This window comes from Bacillus sp. Xin1, assembly GCF_013314535.1.
Lineage (GTDB): Bacteria > Bacillota > Bacilli > Bacillales > Bacillaceae_G > Bacillus_A.
Map to the genome: position 1 here is coordinate 95,770 of NZ_JABUAE010000010.1, position 19,808 is coordinate 115,577.

A 19,808-nucleotide genomic window follows, 5' to 3' on the forward strand; every position below is an offset into this window, starting at 1 on the left:
TTCACCCTTCCGCTTTTAATTCTAGCAGTAAATCTCTCAGCTCAGCTGCACGCTCAAAATCTAGTGCTTTTGCCGCTTCCTTCATTTCTGCTTCCATCTTCGCGATTGTTTTTTCCCGTTCTTTCTTCGTCATTTTCTTAGCCGGCGTTGTTTCATATACTTCTGTTTCTTCTGCGGCTGTTGTTGCACGAATTACGTCACGCACTTCTTTTTGAATTGTTTTCGGCGTAATACCATGTTCCTCATTGTAAGCTTCTTGCTTTTGACGACGGCGTTTCGTCTCTTCCATTGCAATATTCATCGATTTCGTGATCCGATCTGCGTACATGATTACATGACCGTTTTCATTACGCGCTGCACGACCAATTGTTTGAATCAAAGATCGCTCTGAACGTAAGAAACCTTCTTTATCCGCATCTAAAATCGCTACGAGTGACACTTCCGGAATATCGAGTCCTTCTCGTAATAAGTTAATACCGACAAGCACATCAAACTTACCAAGACGAAGATCACGAATAATTTCAATCCGCTCTAGCGTTTTAATTTCAGAATGCAGATAGTTTACTTTAATCCCCACATCTTTTAAGTAATCTGTTAAATCCTCTGACATTTTCTTTGTTAGTGTCGTAATTAATACGCGCTCATTTTTCGCAATTCGGTCTTGTATTTCTCCTAATAAATCATCAATTTGTCCTTCAATTGGCCTTACATCAATTTGCGGATCTAAAAGCCCCGTTGGACGGATAATTTGCTCCACAACTTCCGGTACATGCTCTAGTTCGTATGGACCCGGCGTTGCTGATACATACACAACTTGATTCGTTTTCTCTTCAAACTCTTCAAACATAAGCGGTCTGTTATCCATCGCTGATGGCAGACGGAACCCATGGTCAACAAGCACTTGTTTACGTGCCTGATCCCCGTTATACATAGCTCTTACTTGGGGCACTGTTACATGTGACTCATCCATAACAATTAAGAAATCATCAGGGAAGTAATCTATTAATGTATAAGGCGTTGAACCCGCTGGACGAAGCGTCAAATGACGGGAGTAGTTCTCAATCCCTGAACAAAAGCCCATCTCGCGCATCATTTCTAAATCGTAACGAGTTCGCTGTTCGATCCGCTGTGCTTCTAACAACTTACCGTTATCATTTAATTCTTTTAAACGTTCTTCTAATTCTTTTTCGATATTTTCAATGGCAACTTTCATTTTTTCTTCACGTGTAACGAAGTGAGATGCCGGGAAGATTGCTACATGTTCACGTTCTGCTAATACTTCACCTGTTAAGGCATTCACTTCACGGATTCGATCAATCTCATCTCCAAAAAACTCAATCCGAATGCAATGTTCATCAAGTGATGCTGGAAAAATCTCAACTACATCCCCGCGTACACGAAATGTCCCACGCTGGAAATCAATGTCATTACGGCCATACTGCACATCAACAAGTTCACGAAGCAACTGATTACGGTCCTTCTCCATACCAACGCGCAAAGAAACGACAAGTTCACGATATTCTTCTGGTGAACCTAAACCATAAATACAAGAAACACTTGCCACAATAATGACATCATCACGTTCAAATAAAGCTGATGTTGCGGAGTGGCGCAATTTATCAATCTCATCATTAATTTGTGCATCTTTCTCAATAAACGTATCGGTTTGTGGTACATACGCTTCCGGTTGATAATAATCGTAATAACTCACAAAATACTCAACCGCATTGTTCGGAAAGAAATCCTTGAGCTCACTATACAACTGTCCCGCTAACGTTTTATTATGAGCCATTACAAGTGTTGGCTTCTTCACTTCTTTAATCACATTCGAAATCGTAAATGTCTTACCCGTTCCTGTCGCTCCAAGCAATACTTGATGTTTCTTACCATTATTAATCCCCGCGACCAGCTGCTTTATCGCCCTCGGCTGATCACCTTGCGGGGAATATTCTGAGACAATCTCAAATTGATGTTCCAAACAAAACCGACCTCCTCGTAAAAAATCTGTATTCCCATTTTACCACGAATGCCCATAAAAAAACCAAGAAACGAACAGATATTCGGTAAAGTTTTCGACAATATAAATAGAAAAAGGAAGGATCCTTCTTTATGTAAGTCCCTTCCTGTTTAATCTCATTTATTTTATTGGCAAACCGAACAAGTGATACCCATTATGACCAGTTTCCTTCTTACAATCATGTAGCGTATACCTTATATCTTCACGAATATCTTTTATTACCTTTTTACAAGTATCAGAGTAAATCCCTTTATCTTTACCTGCAAATTTATCATAGGAACTATCTAAAGAATAGCTAATTTCTTTTTCATCATATTCTAACGTTTGAAAGATTGGGTCTCCTTCATCTGTATAATTCACAATCCTTATTTTATCTCTGTCTCCTTTTTCAACATTTGTAATGAACTTCTCGAACTTATGTAAATTAGAAATTTCATGCCCTTTTGCAATTACATCATTTTTCTCATCGATTTTACTGTCAGGGTGTAAACATGCTACTAAACTGCTAATACAAAATAGAAAACACAATGAAGTAATTCCTTTTCTCATATTCAATCCTCTCCAGCTCGTTTTGGCTTTATACTATGTATTCAACACGAAATCAGTTGGTAAAAGAAAAATGCATATATACTCACAAATAAGAAAAGGTAGAATTTTCTAAAAAATAATTATTTACAAAGTTATTTTTCCACATTAGAATACAAACTACAAGGATTCGACATTATACGACAAAACGGAGTTGTTTTTCAGAATTTTTAAACAAAAAGGAGATGAGGAAACTATATGAATCTATTTCGAAAAAAATCCATTTCAGCATTACTAGCACAGTCCGAACAAAAAGGGGCGTCTTTAAAGAAAGAACTCGGCGCATTTGACCTTACTATGTTAGGGGTCGGCGCTATTATCGGAACCGGCATTTTCGTTCTTACCGGTGTTGTCGCGGCAGAGCATGCAGGACCAGCACTTATTATATCATTTATTTTATCCGGTTTAGCCTGTATATTTGCGGCACTATGCTACTCTGAATTCGCTTCAACTGTACCGGTTTCAGGTAGTGCGTACACTTATAGCTACGCAACATTTGGAGAATTAATCGCTTGGATTTTAGGATGGGATTTAATCCTGGAATACGGGTTAGCTTCCTCAGCTGTTGCGTCGGGTTGGTCAGGATATTTCCAAGGGTTATTAAGTGGTTTCGGTATTACATTACCTACCGCTCTAACAAGCGCTTATAATCCCGAGGCTGGAACATACGTAGACTTACCGGCAATCTGTATTATTTTTCTAATGACATTATTATTAACAAAAGGTGCGAAAAAATCAGCTCGTTTCAATGCCATTATGGTAGCTATAAAACTCTTTGTCATCCTTCTATTTATCGGCGTTGGTGCTTTCTATGTAAAGCCTGAAAATTGGACACCATTTATGCCATTTGGCTTCTCTGGCGTAACAGCTGGAGCAGCAACTGTATTCTTTGCTTACATTGGATTTGATGCTGTATCAACAGCCGCTGAAGAAGTAAAGAATCCACAGCGTAACATGCCAATCGGCATTATTGCTTCTTTAACAATCTGTACTATTTTATATATTGTCGTTTCATTAATATTAACTGGAATCGTTCCATACGACCAATTAGGTGTAAAAAATCCTGTTGCCTTTGCACTACAATACATTCAACAAGATTGGGTTGCTGGTTTCATTTCTTTAGGAGCAATTACTGGAATTACAACTGTATTACTCGTTATGCTCTATGGACAAACACGTTTATTTTACGCAATCAGTCGCGATGGTTTACTACCAAAAGCACTCTCTCGCGTAAATAAAAAAACAAAAACACCTGTTATCAATAGTTGGGTCACTGCAACTATGGTTGCTTTCTTTGCTGGTTTTGTTCCTTTAAATAAACTAGCAGAATTAACAAATATCGGTACATTATTCGCATTCATAGTTGTATCAATTGGGGTAATCATCTTACGCAAAAAACAACCAGAACTACCGCGTGCTTTTAAAGTGCCATTGGTACCATGGATTCCCGCTTTAGCTGTTCTATTCTGTGGATACCTTGCATTGCAACTACCAGTAACAACATGGATTGGCTTTGCCGTATGGCTTGTAATTGGACTTGTTGTCTATTTCAGCTATGGTTACAAAAATAGTACTCTTCGAAAAGAAAAAACAGAAGACGTTGCATAGAAAAAAGCTGTTGTCCAATTAGGACGACAGCTTTTTTTCTTTTTTAGGAAAAATGAGATATGAAAATGTAATTACCGTATCAACTAAAAACACAACACCCCATACCTGGCTCACTCGACTTGCCGCCTTATTTAAAACAATACCTTTTTCAAGCCAATCTCCCCACTGTTCCATTGGCACGAGCCCATACATAAAGAAAAATACAATATGAACGACAGTAAATAAAATGAGATGTAGGCTCCATTCCCATATTTCCTGCTTCGTATGAGCCCATCCAGTAACTTCTAATGGATCTTCAATAATAGGCATCGGTTCATTTCGCCATTTGGCAACAAGCTTCTGGATACGTATATCTAATTTCTTTAAATCTTTTTTCCCATAAAAGAGTGCGTAAAGTAATATCACTAAAGTTATGATTTGAAAGTTAGAAAATTTCCCTGTGTGATAATAGTCAATAACTCCTAAAGTCAAAATAAATACTTCATTAAGCAGCAATACAATCCCCATGATAAAACTTGCTTTCCGTAATCGAAACCCATAACGCAGTAAAAAAAATCCAATAGCTGATATCCAAAATACAACTTCCGCTCCAATCAAGAAATACCAACGATATTCTGCAAGTAGACTCATTTCGTCCGCTCCCTCTCATCATATATACGAAAAGCCTCATCCATATACGCTAGAAGCTCTTCTTCAATTGGATACATATTCATCTTCTGTGAATCTTCTTTTGACTTTCTTACTTCCCACAATTTATCTAGAAATGCTTCATCGCCATTTGCCATCTCCATACATTTCTCCATTAGCCTTTTTGTAGCCTCTTGTACTTCATCATGAGATGCATCTTTTCCTTCTTTCATAAAGCTGCGTAATTGCTTGAATACATCCACCCATTCTCGAACATTTTTATCTTCCTCACTCATATTCGGCAAATTGCCAAGCAATTTTTGTTCTTCCTCTGAAAATATCTTTTTTTGAAACATTTCGCGTATACGCGGAGACTGCTTTGAAAGTTGAATCAGCTCAAACATGATTTTCCAATCCAGTTCTCCTTCAAGTTCTGCCGAATAAACGACAGCCTGCAAAATCTTTTCCATTCGGTTAAATTTTTTCTGCTCTTCTTGTACAAATGCAAGCTGTTTTTCCAACGATCCTTTCAAACTTAATTCATCTGTCATTAGCATATTCATAATCTCTTTTAACGAGAAACCCATTTCTTTTAGAAACAAAATTTGCTGCAACCGAATGACATCCACTTCACTATATAAACGGTGCCCACCCTCAGTTTTTCCGCTCGGTTTTAATAAATCAATTTGATCGTAATAACGGAGCGTTCTTACTGTAACCCCTGTTTCCTTTGTAAGTTCTTGAATCGAAATCATTCCCATCACCCTTTCCTCTTTCATTGTAAAAGATGACGTAACGTAACTTTCAAGTATTTTTGTAAAAAAATGAAAAAAAGCTGATTACATAAATAAACCAGCTTTTACGGAAATACTATTTTTTGAATTGTACGTCCACATGTCAAAAAGATCGCACCAACTAGAACACTTGTTGCTGTTTTGTGATAGTGTGCTGATACTAGTAAATAATACGATAATCCAACAACTCCAATAACAACGAGCATACTCGGCACTGGATTGTGAACAAAATTTTGCATCCCCCATATAAATGCAAATAACGCCGCTACCACACATAAAACCGCTAATCCCATTCTGTTTTCCCCTTTATTTATCTGTTTACAAATCTTTATATCTGTTATTCCACCTTAAAAATCTCCTCCATACCCATCCGAAAATATTTCGTGATCTTCAGTGACAATTCTAAGTCTGAATGATAATGATGATTTTCAATCGCCTCAATTATCTACCTTGTCACTTGTATCATTTTCATCATTTCGCGTAATTGGATTTTACTTTCTTAGCTCTTTAGTTCTATTTTTCGCACCCATACACTTTACTTTAATTATATTATTTTTCCATATATAGGTAAAGGGGTCTTTACGAAATAAAAAAAGAGACATATTCACTATGCCTCCTTTTTTACCTTACATAAATCCTAACGCATATACAAGAATATAACCAAGAGCCGAAAGGCAAACTGATCCTACTAATCCCGCAACAAACGCTTTACTTCCTAACTTACGAAACGTCGTAAACTCTACATTTAAGCCAAGCCCAGCCATTGCCATCGCGATAAGCATGTAAGCGACGGTTACAATGGACCCTGCAATATTCTCTGGTACGATACCTAACGAATGCACCGCACTCATTGCCAAGAATCCTAAAATAAACCATGGAATCGGAATATCACGCCAAGAACTTTTTTGTCCATTCCCTTCATTACGCTTAAACCATAAACCAATTAAAATCGCCACTGGTACAAGCATCGTAACGCGCGTTAATTTCACAATAACCGCAATATCAACAGATGCGCTTCCGCCTGGCGCGGCCGCAGCGATGACATGGGCAATTTCATGAAGTGTTGCTCCAGAAAATACACCGTAACCGTAAGGAGATAAACCGAGAACCGGATATAATAACGTATAAATGAGCGTGAAAATCGTACCTAAAATAGCAATAATCGCCGCTCCAACTGCCGTTTCATCATCCTTCGCTTTCACTTGTGGCGCAATTGCCACGACTGCAGCCGCGCCGCAAATCGCTGTCCCGCACGCCGTTAAAATACCAAGCTTTTTATCTACTTTAAAAAAGCGTGTTAATGCGTATACAACAACAAGTGTAAATGCAATAACAACAGCTGCAATCACTAACACCTTGGGCCCAGCCTTTGCAATATCAACTAGATTCAAACGCATTCCAAGTAAAATAATTCCGAAGCGAAGTAACTTCTTACTAGCGAAATTTGTTCCTGCGATTGCTTCATAAGGTACACTAATTGTCGCTCTCCAAATCATCCCAATTAGAATAGCGATCACTAATTGCCCCATAATATTTAAAAACGGAAGCGTTGCTAAATATTTCGCAGCAATGGCAATTAATAACGTAATTCCAATCCCTTGCGAAAAACCGAGGCGCTTCTTCTTTTGTATAACAAGTGTTTGTTCCACTTCGTACCACTCCAATAATCATATTGGAACATGCATGTTCTTTATATTTACATTATAGAAGAGTTTCAATGATAAGTTTAATACCAATATTCAATCTCAATCATCAGAAAAACTTATGGTAAACTAGAAAAGCGTAAGTGGCTCGTTCAGAATGGGAGGAGGATGGAGCTTCTGACGTAGAGGCGTCCTTTGCCTCGCAGGAAGACGCGAAGAGACCGAGCACAGCCAAATCTAAAGTAAGGGAGTATATACAATGAACGTTGATATCTTAAAAATATTTGTGACTGTCGTAGAACAAAAGCATTTCTCGCGCGCGGCAGAACTACTCAATCTTTCACAGCCCGGCGTCAGCATGCATATCCGTAACTTGGAAAACGAATTTGGTACTACTCTTATTCAGCGCTCCCCAAAGCATGTTCAAGTGACAGAGGCCGGTAACATTTTATATATCCATGCAAAGCAAATGCTATCTCTTTATGAAGAAGCAAAACAAGAAATTAACGAACTACATAACGTTGTCACGGGAACGCTGCGCATCGGAGCGAGCTTTACGATCGGTGAGTACTTACTTCCGAAAATATTGGCGCGCTATGCCAATGAAAATCCGCACGTAGAGGTACATACGTTCATCTCCAATACAGAAGAAGTTCTCCAAAGCCTTCGTTCCAACCAAATCGATATCGGCTTAGTAGAAGGTCAAGTCGTATACACCGACATAGATGTAGAGACTTTTATGGAAGATGAAATGAAACTTGTTGTTCCACCAAATCACCCTCTTCTGAGCATGCATACAATCGATGAAGCTTCCCTCCAAGATCAAGTATGGGTTCTGAGAGAAACTGGCTCTGGCACACGTGCCTATAGCGATCGCTTTATCCATCATCACCATTTAAAAATGAAGCGCTTCTTTACCTTTAGCAGCATTCAAAGTGTAAAGGAAGCCGTTGCCGCGGGGCTTGGCATCGCAATCCTTTCCGACTGGACTGTAAGGAAAGAATTGCAAGCAAAGGAGATTTTTCATATCGAAGTTCCAAACGAAAAACTCATCCGTCCTTTCTCTATCGTTCGTGGTAAATACTTTATCCACTCTAAAGCGATTCAAGTCTTTTTAGATCACGTTCAATCATTTGTACAAAAACAGATTTAAAAGCATTGCCGCTTATCGCACAACTCTAATACATCTTTGATTTTGTCGGTTCTTCGTTTGAAGGCTATATTATCGGTGATGCCAACGCGCCCGGTGAAATTTCAAAGGATAAAGAAGCATTAGCAAAAATAAAACTATATAATGAACACTTTAAAAATAACGACCAATAATTGGTTTGACAAATTAGTTTGTATGCGCATACAATAAAAATAATATTATGAAAGGAAGGTAACCCGGCCAATGAAGTTCTAATTCTCTTTTCTAATCATTCATCACAAATAGTGAAACAAAATGATGAAAACTAGAAGAGGATTAGTCTGTCCATTTGTCGATACTTTCTTTTATCGTGATCGTGTAAAAATATGTGCATCGCTTATTTTCGCACACTTTTTTACATATATGGGCGTCGTCTATCCTCTCTAGTGAAACTAGGGAGGATTTTTTATGACCATTTTATTTGCACGCAATATTGAAAAAGGCTTCGGTAACCGCACTATATTCACATTACAATCACTTGAAATACAGGCGAATGATCGCATCGGAATCGTCGGGATTAACGGTGCTGGAAAGTCTACGTTATTACAAATATTAAGCAAAGAAGTAGAACCTGATGAAGTTACGGTTACGCATCACGGCTCTATCGCTATCATTCCTCAGTTTAGCGAAGAGACGTTAGCAACTGCTTCCTCTCTCGCAAAGGGAAAGTGGAACATTTCGAGCGTTTCAGAGACAATGAGCGGCGGTGAGCGGATGCGCTTAAAGATTGCTCATGCTCTTGAGCAAGAAGCATCTATTTTGTTTGCAGATGAACCGACGAGTCATTTAGATATGTATGGTACAGAACAACTAGAACAAGCACTTTTGTCTTATAAAGGCGCAATTGTCCTAATCTCTCATGACCGTGCATTTCTAGATGCAATTTGTACAAAGATTATTGAAATTGAAGATGGTACAGTTCGTGAATATAGAGGGAACTATTCAAATTACCGTGAACAAAAAGAGCGTGAACGAATCCAAAAACAAGCCGAATATGAGCAATACGTACAAGAAAAGACGCGATTAGAACAATCTATTTTACACCGAAAGCAGCGCGCTTCTAGTATGACAAAGATTCCAACTCGGTATAGTTCTTCTGAGTCTAAACTTTATAAATTAGGTGCTGCCCTTAGCCAAGAGAACGTTAGCAAAGCAGCAAAAGCATTAGAAACGAGACTGGAAAAACTAGAAAAGAAAGAAAAACCAAAAGAGTTTTCGCAAGCTCAATTTGATGTACAGTATCATGCACCCATTCACAGTAAAACGGCTATACAGTTTAATAAAACAACGAAAAAGCTTGAAAACCGCACACTGTTTCAAAATATGAATGGCGGTGTTGCTCCTAGGGCAAAACTTGCTATTTTAGGAGCGAATGGAAGCGGAAAAACAACGTTATTCAAAATGATCCTCGCAAAAGAGCGTGGCATTCAACTTTCAAAAAGTTGTAAAATCGGATACTTTGAACAGACGTTATCCATTTTAAAAACAGATAAAACAATTTTAGAAAACGTGATGGAAGAAACGAATTACACAGAAGCATTCGTTCGTACAATATTAGCTCGCCTTCTCTTCCGACGCGAAGATGTGCATAAACCTGTGCACGTATTAAGCGGAGGTGAGCGGACAAAAGTTGCACTCGCAAAAGTATTTTTAGGAAACTATAATATGCTTCTGCTCGATGAACCAACGAATTATTTAGATTTAACAACGCAAGAAGAACTAGAGAACATTTTGCAAGAGTACCCTGGCACCGTCCTTTTCATTAGCCATGACCGCGCCTTTATTCGCTCCGTTGCAGATCATATTTTGCATATCGATGAGACAGAACCACGACTCTTTCACGGGAATTATGATCAATATACGAAACGAACAGAACAAACTTCTGTCAACACGACCGAGCAAGAACTATTACGATTACAAACAAAACTAACAGAAGTTATCGGACGTATTTCCATGCCAGATCGCTACGATGACATTGTACTTCTTGAGCAAGAATATGAAGAGTTATTGAAGAGAATTCGGAGTTGCAAGGAAGCACTCTAGCGTCTTCCCTATATATCGACGAGGTTCCCGCCATTTCCCAAGAAATATCGGAGGTTCGATATGCTAGGGTGACCCAAATATATCAACGCTTCTACAATATAAGACATTCGTGAACATAAAAAAGCCGTGCAATGAGCACGGCTTTTTTCTTTATATGTTATACACGGACAGCTGTACCGCTGACCGCAACCATTAACATTCCTTCGCGAACTACTTCATAGTCCACATCAATGCCAACAATCGCATTCGCACCTTTTTGCTTCGCAAGAGATTTCATCTCTTCCATCGCAATATCACGCGCTTCTTTTAATTTACTTTCATATGCACCGGAACGGCCACCGACAACGTCACGAACAGAAGCGAATAAATCGCGAACGATATTTGCCCCCATAATTGCCTCGCCGTTTACAATATCAATATACTCGATAATTTCTTTCCCTTGAATAGTAGAAGTTGTTGTTACAATCATTTTTTACATCCTCCTATATATGTATCTTTTTGTTACCTACATATATGATACTCCACTTCCGTTTAAATTACATATATCAAATTCTCTTATATCTTAAGAACTAAACTGCGCTTCGTATAATCTGCTATATCCACCGCCTTGCTCGATTAATTCTTCATGGGATCCTTGCTCAGCGATACCATCTTTATTTACAACAACGATGCGATCTGCATTTTTAATTGTTGCAAGTCTATGAGCGATTACTAATGTCGTGCGGCCAACTGATAATTCAGCAAGCGATTTCTGAATCGCAAGTTCCGTTTCTGTATCCAGCGCAGAAGTTGCTTCATCTAAGATTAATATTGGTGGATTTTTCAGGAACATACGAGCAATTGCTAAACGTTGTTTTTGTCCTCCTGAAAGTTTCACCCCCCGCTCACCAATGACAGTATCTAATCCGTCTGGCTGCGAGTAAATTAAGTCCTCTAATTGTGCACGCTTAACCGCTTTCCAAATTTCAGCTTCTGAAGCCTGTAAGTTTCCATACGCAATATTCTCTCGAATCGTTCCAGAGAATAAGAACACATCCTGCTGCACAATTCCAATTTGCTTACGAAGTGACGATAACGTCATGTCTTTTGTATCAATACCGTCAATTGTGATAGAGCCATCTGCAAGCTCATAGAAACGTGGCAATAAACTACATAGCGTTGTCTTTCCAGCACCGGATGCGCCAACAAACGCAACCGTTTCTCCCGCATTAATTTTTAAGTCAATATTTTTTAAGATCGGCTCTTGTTTGTCATATCCGAAAGTGATGTTCTTATATTCAATATCACCATGTACTTGTTTTACTTCTATTGCATCCTTAGAATCTACAATGTCAGGTTCTGTTTCAAGAAGTTCTACATATCTTTTAAAACCTGCAATTCCTTTTGGATAGCTTTCAATCACCGCATTAATTTTTTCAATTGGACGGAAGAAAATATTCGTTAATAATACAAATCCGATAAACCCACCATATGTTAATTCTCCTTGCAGAACAAACCAAGTTCCGCAAATTAAAACAAACAATGTTACAAGGCGCATCAACATATAACTAATCGATGAATTTAAAGCCATGATTTTATATGCCATTAGCTTTGTCGTACGAAAACGAGCATTGTTTACCGCAAACTGCTCCTTCTCAAACTTTTCGTTTCCGAATGCTTGGACAACACGAATTCCCCCAACATTATTTTCAATGCACGCATTAAAGTCAGCAATATCTGAAAATAAACGTCTAAACGTTCCTGTCATCTTACGATTGAAATAAAGTGCTAACCATAGTAAGAATGGAATTACCAAGAAAGTAAGTAGGGCTAACTTCCAGTTAATAATCATCATAAATGAAAAGGCCCCAATTAAAGTCATAATCGCAATAAATAAGTCCTCGGGTCCATGGTGAGCAATTTCACCAATTTCCATTAAATCATTTGTAAGGCGTGAAATTAAATGACCTGTTTTGTTATTATCAAAAAATCGGAATGATAGCTTTTGAATATGATCAAATAATTTTTGGCGCATATCTGTTTCAATATTAACACCAAGCATATGTCCCCAATATGTAACAATATATTGTAATCCTGCATTTAACACATAGATTGCGAATAGCCCGATGCAAGCCCATAAAATAAGTGTCCAATCTTGTCCTGGCAACAATTTATCAATAAACTGATTTACGATAAGCGGAAACCCAAGTTCCAGCAAGCCCGCAATAACCGCACAGGAAAAATCGAGTACGAATAAACCTTTGTATGGCTTATAGTAAGAAAAAAATCGACGTAGCATAAAGTTCCTCCCTCATTCAAAATAAAAAAGACTTTGCATCATAACAAAGCCCCTACTAAATGATAACCATTATCAAGTGTTTATTCAAGTTATCTGTCTACAAATCTCTTATTCTAAATGAAAAAAGACCTTCATGAATGAAGGTCTTTTCATTTACACTGCTTCCGTATCCCACTTATGATCTTGCTCTACAAACACGATACCTAATTCATGATGTCCACCCGCATATAATGCAGTTTGAGCAAGGCGAAGCTCACCATTTGTATCAAGCACTTCTAATTTACAAAATGCCCCTGTCGTCTTAAACTGAAGCGCATCATAAAACTCCTCTGCAGTTTTAGGAATTACACCGTTTACTTTCGTAATAACCTCTCCGGGCTTCAAATCTAATTCTGCACCGACTGTATTTGGAATAATACCTAATACAACTAATCCATCATCGCGCGCTGCAAAGTACGCTGGACGCGTTTCATCAGCGATCCGCTCTCGCATTGAAATAGTAAAGCGACCAAGCATTGCAACTCCCATTGCAATAATCGCTAAAACAGACCACCAATAACTAACTACACCTAAAATAAGAACAAGAGTCGCTAATCCAAATATACGTCTTCCTGTAAACCATAACGCTTCCGTCGGTTCCTCACTTCTAATTGTTCGCATAAAGCCAATTACAAACGGAACTAGGAATAAGGAATATGTTTGCGAGCCAACCGAAACGACTGGCCACCACGAAACAAATTGTGTGACAGCATCTCCTGGCACAAGAATAAAAATTGGAACGAGCCATAAACGCTTTGATTCATGCAATCCAATATTCAAACCACGCTTGCCTTTACGCATTTTTGGCGTTGAATACCGCACTGCATTTTTCGAAATTAATAGTCCTTCTACAACTAGCATCAAGCCAAGTAAAATGGCAAGTGATGCAATCGTGCTCTCTTCCCCTTCCCCAAACTGTAAGAAAGAGATTGGGAGCTTAGAAGACAATAAAGCTGCTACAATTGCCACACCAAATGTATAAGCAGCAGATAAATATCTATATCCAGCAGCTAATCCAAATACAAGTGTCCAAATCAAAATGATCCATATACTTGCTTGCGACAAAACTAGCCCAGCCCCGACTGTTATGATGGATACAATAAATCCATATCCAACTCCTGCAAACAGAGATGTTCGTAGTTCAAACCAAACATCATATACTTTAAAAGAAAAATCTTTTCGTTCTCGTAATATACGTAAGTATCCAACAAAGATGCTACTTATCAAAAACACATAAACAGCAGGATGTAAGAAAAAACGCCCAACTGCTCGCATTATCTCAAAAGACCATGCCTCCACGAACCGATTCACCACCATTTATATCATTCTTTCTTTTTATCTTATCATAAAGTGAAACTTTAATCAGTGGGGTTTTCTTCAACATTCGCTTTCCTTGCTGTTATTACATTACAAATACATACAAAAAAATACAGGCAATAACATGCCTGTATTTTTTCTTACTTCGCCATTAATTTTAATGCAGCCTGTAATTGTAAGTCATTTTCACCAGAGCGGATTTTTTCAATAATTTTATTTTGAAGGACTTCAGCTGTCTTTTTATCAAGTTGGCCCGTTACTTCCATTTCATTTGCATTTTGGAAAGCTTTTAAAGCCGACTCAGTTTCTTTACTGAAGTATCCATCCTCACGCCCAGGAACATACCCTAAACTTTTCAACATTTCTTGTGCATGTTTTACTTGCACGTCATTCGCATTATAAGAAAGTGTTTTCTCAATTTGAATTGGTGTTGCATGATAATAACCTGGCTGTTTCACTTCCACTGTTGGGGCAATTCCTTTCTTATGAATCCAATTGCCATCTGGTGTAAGCCATTTAAACATTGTCAGTTTAATGTTACTGCCGTCTTTAAACGGAACAGCTTGCTGAACAGTGCCTTTTCCAAATGTTGTTTCACCAATTAAATCGTATCCTTCTCCTTCTTTTAATGCACCCGCTAAAATTTCAGAAGCAGATGCACTTCCTTTATCAATTAATACTGAAATCGGATATGGTTTTCTCTCTTTTAATTCAGTTGAAAATTTCTTTTTCTCACCATTTCGTTGTTCAACTTGCATCATTGGCTTTTTGTCTGTCATGATTAATCCTAAAATATCTTGCACACTATTTAAGTAACCCCCTGGATTACCACGCACGTCAATGATAAGACCTGTTATATCTTTCTTTTCAAGTTCTTTTAATTGATCTTTAAATTCTTTCGCTGTATTTTCAGAGAAAGATGTAATTTGAATATAACCTATATTTTTCCCCTTCTCTTCCTTTACAGAACTAAATACAGTAAAAATCGGAATCTTTTCACGTTTAATTTTAAATTCGAGTGGATCCGTCACACCAGGCCTTTTGATTTCAATGGCAACAGTCGTTCCTTTCTTACCACGAATCTTTAAGACTGCTTCTTCACGTGATAAATCTTTTACACTGTTTCCATCTACTGATAGAATTTGATCATTTGGTTTAATGCCTGCTTTTTCTGCCGGTGATCCTTTAATTGGAGAGACAATGATCAATTTCCCGTCCGTTTTGTTCACCTCAGCACCAATACCTTCGAGCTCCGGATCAAGTGATTGCTCAAATTGTTTCGCTGTTTCTTTATCCATATACGTGGAATAAGGGTCTTTCAGCGTAGACAACATTCCCTGTATCGCACCCTCCACAAGCTTGCCGTCCTTCACGTCTTCCACATAACGCGAATCAATCAATGCATACGCTTCATTAATTTTAGCTAAATCCCCTTGCTTCGTGCCAGTACTATCACTTGAAATTGTTTGCGTCATATAAGATGGATTGATTCCAAACATATACATACCTGCAAACATTCCGCCAGCACCAATTAAAAATGCAACAACCATTCCAATAATCGCAACTCTACGTTTCAATGCGGAATTCCCCTTTCCAAAACACACAGGTGGTGTAGCAAAAGGCATCACACATTGTGTGATGCCTTTACCTATTTCTACTATATGATAAGCTTGTACGAATTATGTTTGCAACTTTTTATACTTTTAAGAAGCGACGAATTGACATTACACTTCCCCACATACCGATTAATGCACCAATTAACACTAATAAACCGGAAAGTTGGAATACAAACGGACTATATGGAAGAAGTTCGAAAATCGTTCCTCCAAGCTTTTGGTTAAACATATTTTGAAGCGAATTATAAGTAGATAAAATCACGATAATCGGAAGAATTGAACCGAGTACCCCTAAGAATAAACCTTCTAGTAAGAACGGCCAACGGATAAACCAGTTTGTCGCACCTACAAGTTTCATAATTTCAATCTCTGTACTTCGCGCATAAATTGTAATTTTGATTGTGTTAGAGATTAAGAACATTGCTGTGAATAATAGACCAGCAATTAACAGGATCCCAATATTACGGCCTGTGTTCACTGTATCAAATAATTTTTCAACTTGGCCTTTACCATATTGAACTGTACTTACAAACTGCATTTTTTCAATTTTTTTCGCAATTGTTGCTGTATCTGTTGGTTCTTTCGCTTTTACAATAAATACGTTTTTAAGTGGATTATCTTGCTCAAATAGCTCGAACGTTTTTCCGCTGTCACCTAAGCTTTTAATCAAACGTTTTAACTCTTCTTCTTTAGAAGAATATTTAACAGAATCTACTTTTGCAATTTTGCTAAGATCTTCATCCAATTTCTTTTGATCCTCTTCTTTCGCTGCTGGATCAATGTGTACACGAATCTCTACATCTTGCTCCACTTTCGTTGCGAAGTGGTTCATATTCATAATCGCTGTTAAAAAGACACCTACAAGTAATAATGTAACAGTTACTGCACTTACAGAAGCAAACGTCATCCATCCGTTACGTGATAGATTTTTTACACCTTCTCGTAAATGTCGACTAAGGGTTTTATTCTTCATATCCGTATCCTCCCTCAATCTCATCTCGAACAATTTTTCCGCCTTCAATCGCAATTACACGATGACGGATTGTATTTACGATATCTGCATTATGCGTCGCCATAACAATTGTTGTACCACGCTCATTAATACGTTTAAAGATATTCATAATATCAAGCGCTGTATCAATATCTAAGTTTCCTGTTGGCTCATCGGCAATTACAACTTTGGGCTTGTTTACAATTGCTCTTGCAATCGCCACACGCTGTTGTTCTCCACCAGAAAGCTCATTTGGAAGTGCATCTGCACGATCATCAAGACCTACAAGACCTAACACTTCAGTAACGCGTTCACGAATCGCATCAGGTTCTTCTTCAATTACTTCTAAAGCAAACGCTACATTCTCATATACTGTTAATTTAGGTAGCAATTTGAAATCTTGGAAAATTACGCCTAGCTGACGACGGAAATATGGTACATCTCGCTCTGCTAACGTTTCAATTACAAGTCCATTCACATTGATAGATCCTGTTGTTGATTTTTCTTCACGATACATCATCTTAATAAATGTAGATTTCCCGGCTCCACTCGGTCCAACTACGTATACAAATTCACCTTGCTTAATGTTAACTGTGAGCCCATCGATGGCTTTCATACCATTTGGATACTCCTTATAAACATTCGTCATTTTTATCATTATTTATCACCCAATACTTAATGATTTTTTTCGACATACTTTCTCTGTCTATCTGAACATGAAAGCAAAAGCTTTCACCCTTACTTACACTCTGTTGTACTGCAAATCTATAGATGTATTTCTGTTGTTTCAATGAACAGTGAAAACATTTCCAGTCTATCACTGCTGCTTATGTACATGTTTCAGCAAAATTCTACAAACTACATTGTAACATCATTCGGTTTCCAATTCGGATACAATTTTGTTACAGTTATGTTACAGCATAAAAAGAAACACGAAAAAACAGCTATCTAGAGCCCTATTTTACCGATAACAAGTCCATATTTAATCATTTAACAATCTATAATGTTTTGCAAATATTCTCTATTAAAATATAAATCATCTTATTATGCTTTCTATAAAATAAGTATAAAAACCAATTAGAAGCGGAGGTGGCTTCACTTCTTCCCATGAGACAAACTGCACCTCTTCGTCTGAAGCTCCATCCTCCTCCTATTCTAAACGAGCCGCTTTCGCTTTTCTTATTTATGTTCTGCTAGCCATTCTGATACTTTTTTAGCATCCTCACCTTGAATAATTCCTGGAGACATCATGCCGCGGCCTTTTTCAATAATTTTTTCAATATCTGCCGCATCATACTTGCCGCCTACTGTTCGTAAATCCGGTCCAGTTGCACCTGATAAATCATTAGCATGGCAACCTGCACAGCTCTTTTTGTAAATCTGTTCGGCACTATCCGTACTCGCTGATTGATTAGAAGACTTACTTTCCTCTTTCTTCCCGCATGCTCCTACAGCAAAAACTAATGTTGTTCCTAATGCAATAGTCAACAATTTCTTTTTCACTTATATCGCTCCCCGTTATTGATGTCCTTCTCATTATGGATGCAGCTATACTTTTACACAGCTCTCACTAGCCATTATAATAATTATCCTCTTACAGAAAAACCAACCTATAGAGGATATTTTTTACAAAATGATGAGAAACCTACTGATACAAAGCTTCCAGCAATTGTTTCAATTCTGTGAACAGATACAAATTACCGCAAAGAACCTTTTTCTAAAAAACAGAATAAAAAAATCCTATATAGTTTCCTCATCAATTACAGCTCAGTTCTTTTATTTTCTTCTTTTTACAAAACAATATGCGATCTTGTATGATAAAACCAATCTCATCAAAAAGAGAAGTTGTCACCCAACTTCTCTTCCTCCTTCTTCTATCACTAGAGACAAAGTATACCTCTTTATACCTTCTATCTCCTCACCGATAGGCCAACAGTCCGTTGGCTTTTTTCTTAGGAAATACGAGAGCGTAAATAAGCATCAATAAATGGATCAATTTCTCCATCCATAACCGCTTGTACATTCCCAACTTCCGTATTTGTACGATGATCTTTCACTAGAGAGTATGGGTGGAATACGTAAGAACGAATTTGGCTACCCCAGCCAATTTCTTTTTGTTCACCACGGATTTCATCTAACTCAGCTTGTTGTTCTTCTAATTTCTTTTGATATAGTTTCGCCTTCAACATTTTCATTGCATGCTCACGGTTTTTAATCTGCGAACGTTCTGATTGGCACGTTACAACTGTATTCGTTGGCGTATGCGTGATACGAACCGCTGAATCCGTCGTATTAACGTGCTGTCCACCTGCACCACTCGCACGATACGTATCTATTTTTAAATCTTCTGTACGCACTTCAATTTCAACTTCATCATTGAATTCAGGTACAACTTCACAAGATACGAACGATGTATGACGGCGACCTGAAGAATCGAATGGTGAAATACGTACAAGACGATGCACACCTTTCTCAGCTTTCAAGTAGCCATAAGCGTTATGTCCTTTAATTAATAGCGTAACACTCTTAATTCCAGCTTCATCACCTGGTAGATAGTCAACTGTCTCTACTTTAAATCCACGTTTTTCAGCCCATCTTGTATACATACGTAATAACATAGAACCCCAGTCTTGTGACTCTGTTCCACCTGCACCTGGATGCAGTTCTAAAATAGCATTATTTTTATCATAAGGATCGCTTAATAATAACTGAAGCTCATACTCATTCATTTCTTGAATTAAAGATTTCACTTCAGATTCTAGCTCTTCATGTAAATCCTCATCGTATTCTTCTTTTAAAAGCTCGTGTGTTACTTCTAAGTTTTCAAACGTTTCATCTAACTGGCGAAACTTTCCAACCATATCTTTCAGTGCATTCGCTTCATTAATTACAGCTTGCGCACCTTGTTGGTCATCCCAAAAACCAGCGCCCATCATTGTTTCTTCTAACTCTGCAATACGTTTTTCCTTTGCAGGGAGGTCAAAGAGACCCCCTAAAAGCCGCTAATCTCTTAGCCATTTTCTCTAATTCTTGCCTAATTTCCACTAGTTCCATGCTCTTC

17 protein-coding genes and 1 pseudogene are annotated in these 19,808 nt (G+C 37.9%); 4 read left to right on the forward strand and 14 right to left on the reverse strand.

The genetic code is table 11. From position 1 onward, the window contains the following. Position 1 precedes the first annotated feature (1 nt). The gene (gene uvrB, locus HRG09_RS12045; protein ID WP_174101028.1) at positions 2 to 1,978 is read right to left on the reverse strand and encodes an excinuclease ABC subunit B; all 1,977 of its coding nucleotides are present in this window, start codon (positions 1,976 to 1,978) and stop codon (positions 2 to 4) included. A 159-nt stretch (positions 1,979 to 2,137) separates the two neighbouring features. Then, positions 2,138 to 2,566, reverse strand: a complete 429-nt coding sequence (locus tag HRG09_RS12050) for a DUF4362 domain-containing protein (RefSeq protein ID WP_174101029.1) — start codon at positions 2,564 to 2,566, stop codon at positions 2,138 to 2,140. A 234-nt stretch (positions 2,567 to 2,800) separates the two neighbouring features. Between HRG09_RS12050 and bcaP the strand changes: the two genes are divergently transcribed. Beyond that, positions 2,801 to 4,210, forward strand: coding sequence for a branched-chain amino acid transporter BcaP (gene bcaP / locus HRG09_RS12055; protein ID WP_174101030.1), 1,410 nt, complete (start codon positions 2,801 to 2,803; stop codon positions 4,208 to 4,210). Positions 4,211 to 4,228: 18 nt separating this feature from the next. Here the strand turns inward: bcaP and HRG09_RS12060 are convergent, their stop codons facing one another. The 4 genes from HRG09_RS12060 to HRG09_RS12080 form a co-directional block, all read right to left on the reverse strand. Beyond that, a complete protein-coding gene (locus HRG09_RS12060) occupies positions 4,229 to 4,840 on the reverse strand; it encodes a hypothetical protein (RefSeq protein ID WP_174101031.1) in 612 nt (203 codons plus the stop codon). Beyond that, a complete protein-coding gene (locus tag HRG09_RS12065) occupies positions 4,837 to 5,592 on the reverse strand; it encodes a MerR family transcriptional regulator (RefSeq protein ID WP_174101062.1) in 756 nt (251 codons plus the stop codon). Before HRG09_RS12065 ends, HRG09_RS12060 begins: the two co-directional genes overlap by 4 nt. A 104-nt stretch (positions 5,593 to 5,696) precedes the next feature. Next, entirely contained in the window at positions 5,697 to 5,924 is a 228-nt protein-coding gene (locus tag HRG09_RS12070) for a hypothetical protein (protein WP_174101032.1), read from the reverse strand. A 333-nt stretch (positions 5,925 to 6,257) separates the two neighbouring features. Then, a complete protein-coding gene (locus HRG09_RS12080; RefSeq protein ID WP_174101033.1) occupies positions 6,258 to 7,280 on the reverse strand; it encodes a YeiH family protein in 1,023 nt (340 codons plus the stop codon). Positions 7,281 to 7,533: 253 nt separating this feature from the next. Here HRG09_RS12080 and HRG09_RS12085 point away from each other — a divergent pair, with 253 nt between their 5' ends. The 3 genes and pseudogenes from HRG09_RS12085 (at position 7,534) to abc-f (ending at position 10,506) form a co-directional block, all read left to right on the forward strand. Continuing rightward, positions 7,534 to 8,427 (forward strand): LysR family transcriptional regulator, encoded by an 894-nt coding sequence (locus HRG09_RS12085; RefSeq protein ID WP_174101034.1) that lies wholly within the window; start codon positions 7,534 to 7,536, stop codon positions 8,425 to 8,427. Beyond that, positions 8,424 to 8,597 (forward strand): annotated as a pseudogene (locus HRG09_RS12090) (flavodoxin family protein); the annotation flags it as partial. The gene HRG09_RS12085 and the pseudogene HRG09_RS12090, both read left to right, overlap by 4 nt. Before the next feature lie 274 nt (positions 8,598 to 8,871). After that, positions 8,872 to 10,506, forward strand: coding sequence for a ribosomal protection-like ABC-F family protein (gene abc-f, locus HRG09_RS12095; protein ID WP_174101035.1), 1,635 nt, complete (start codon positions 8,872 to 8,874; stop codon positions 10,504 to 10,506). A 157-nt stretch (positions 10,507 to 10,663) separates the two neighbouring features. Here the strand turns inward: abc-f and HRG09_RS12100 are convergent, their stop codons facing one another. The 8 genes from HRG09_RS12100 to prfB form a co-directional block, all read right to left on the reverse strand. After that, complete coding sequence (locus HRG09_RS12100) at positions 10,664 to 10,975, reverse strand: heavy metal-binding domain-containing protein (RefSeq protein WP_174101036.1); 312 nt, start codon at positions 10,973 to 10,975, stop codon at positions 10,664 to 10,666. Between the two features lie 93 nt (positions 10,976 to 11,068). After that, positions 11,069 to 12,784: an ABC transporter ATP-binding protein gene (locus HRG09_RS12105; RefSeq protein ID WP_174101037.1), complete on the reverse strand. Its 1,716-nt coding sequence runs from the start codon at positions 12,782 to 12,784 to the stop codon at positions 11,069 to 11,071. A 153-nt stretch (positions 12,785 to 12,937) separates the two neighbouring features. Further along, positions 12,938 to 14,140: a PDZ domain-containing protein gene (locus tag HRG09_RS12110; protein WP_174101038.1), complete on the reverse strand. Its 1,203-nt coding sequence runs from the start codon at positions 14,138 to 14,140 to the stop codon at positions 12,938 to 12,940. Between the two features lie 140 nt (positions 14,141 to 14,280). Next, positions 14,281 to 15,717, reverse strand: coding sequence for a S41 family peptidase (locus HRG09_RS12115; RefSeq protein ID WP_483862110.1), 1,437 nt, complete (start codon positions 15,715 to 15,717; stop codon positions 14,281 to 14,283). 118 nt (positions 15,718 to 15,835) lie between these two features. Further along, complete coding sequence (ftsX, locus tag HRG09_RS12120) at positions 15,836 to 16,729, reverse strand: permease-like cell division protein FtsX (RefSeq protein ID WP_174101040.1); 894 nt, start codon at positions 16,727 to 16,729, stop codon at positions 15,836 to 15,838. Beyond that, positions 16,719 to 17,405, reverse strand: coding sequence for a cell division ATP-binding protein FtsE (gene ftsE / locus HRG09_RS12125; protein ID WP_174101041.1), 687 nt, complete (start codon positions 17,403 to 17,405; stop codon positions 16,719 to 16,721). Before ftsE ends, ftsX begins: the two co-directional genes overlap by 11 nt. A 521-nt stretch (positions 17,406 to 17,926) precedes the next feature. Next, positions 17,927 to 18,250 carry a cytochrome c551 gene (gene cccB / locus HRG09_RS12130; RefSeq protein WP_174101042.1) on the reverse strand — a complete coding sequence of 108 codons (324 nt, stop codon included), beginning with the start codon at positions 18,248 to 18,250 and terminating at the stop codon, positions 17,927 to 17,929. A 449-nt stretch (positions 18,251 to 18,699) separates the two neighbouring features. Continuing rightward, positions 18,700 to 19,801, reverse strand: a protein-coding gene (gene prfB / locus HRG09_RS12135; protein ID WP_174101043.1) for a peptide chain release factor 2 whose coding sequence is annotated in 2 segments (ribosomal slippage) — positions 18,700 to 19,728 and positions 19,730 to 19,801 — 1,101 coding nt in all. Because the reading frame shifts where the segments join, the coding sequence is not laid out codon by codon here. Positions 19,802 to 19,808: the final 7 nt, after the last annotated feature.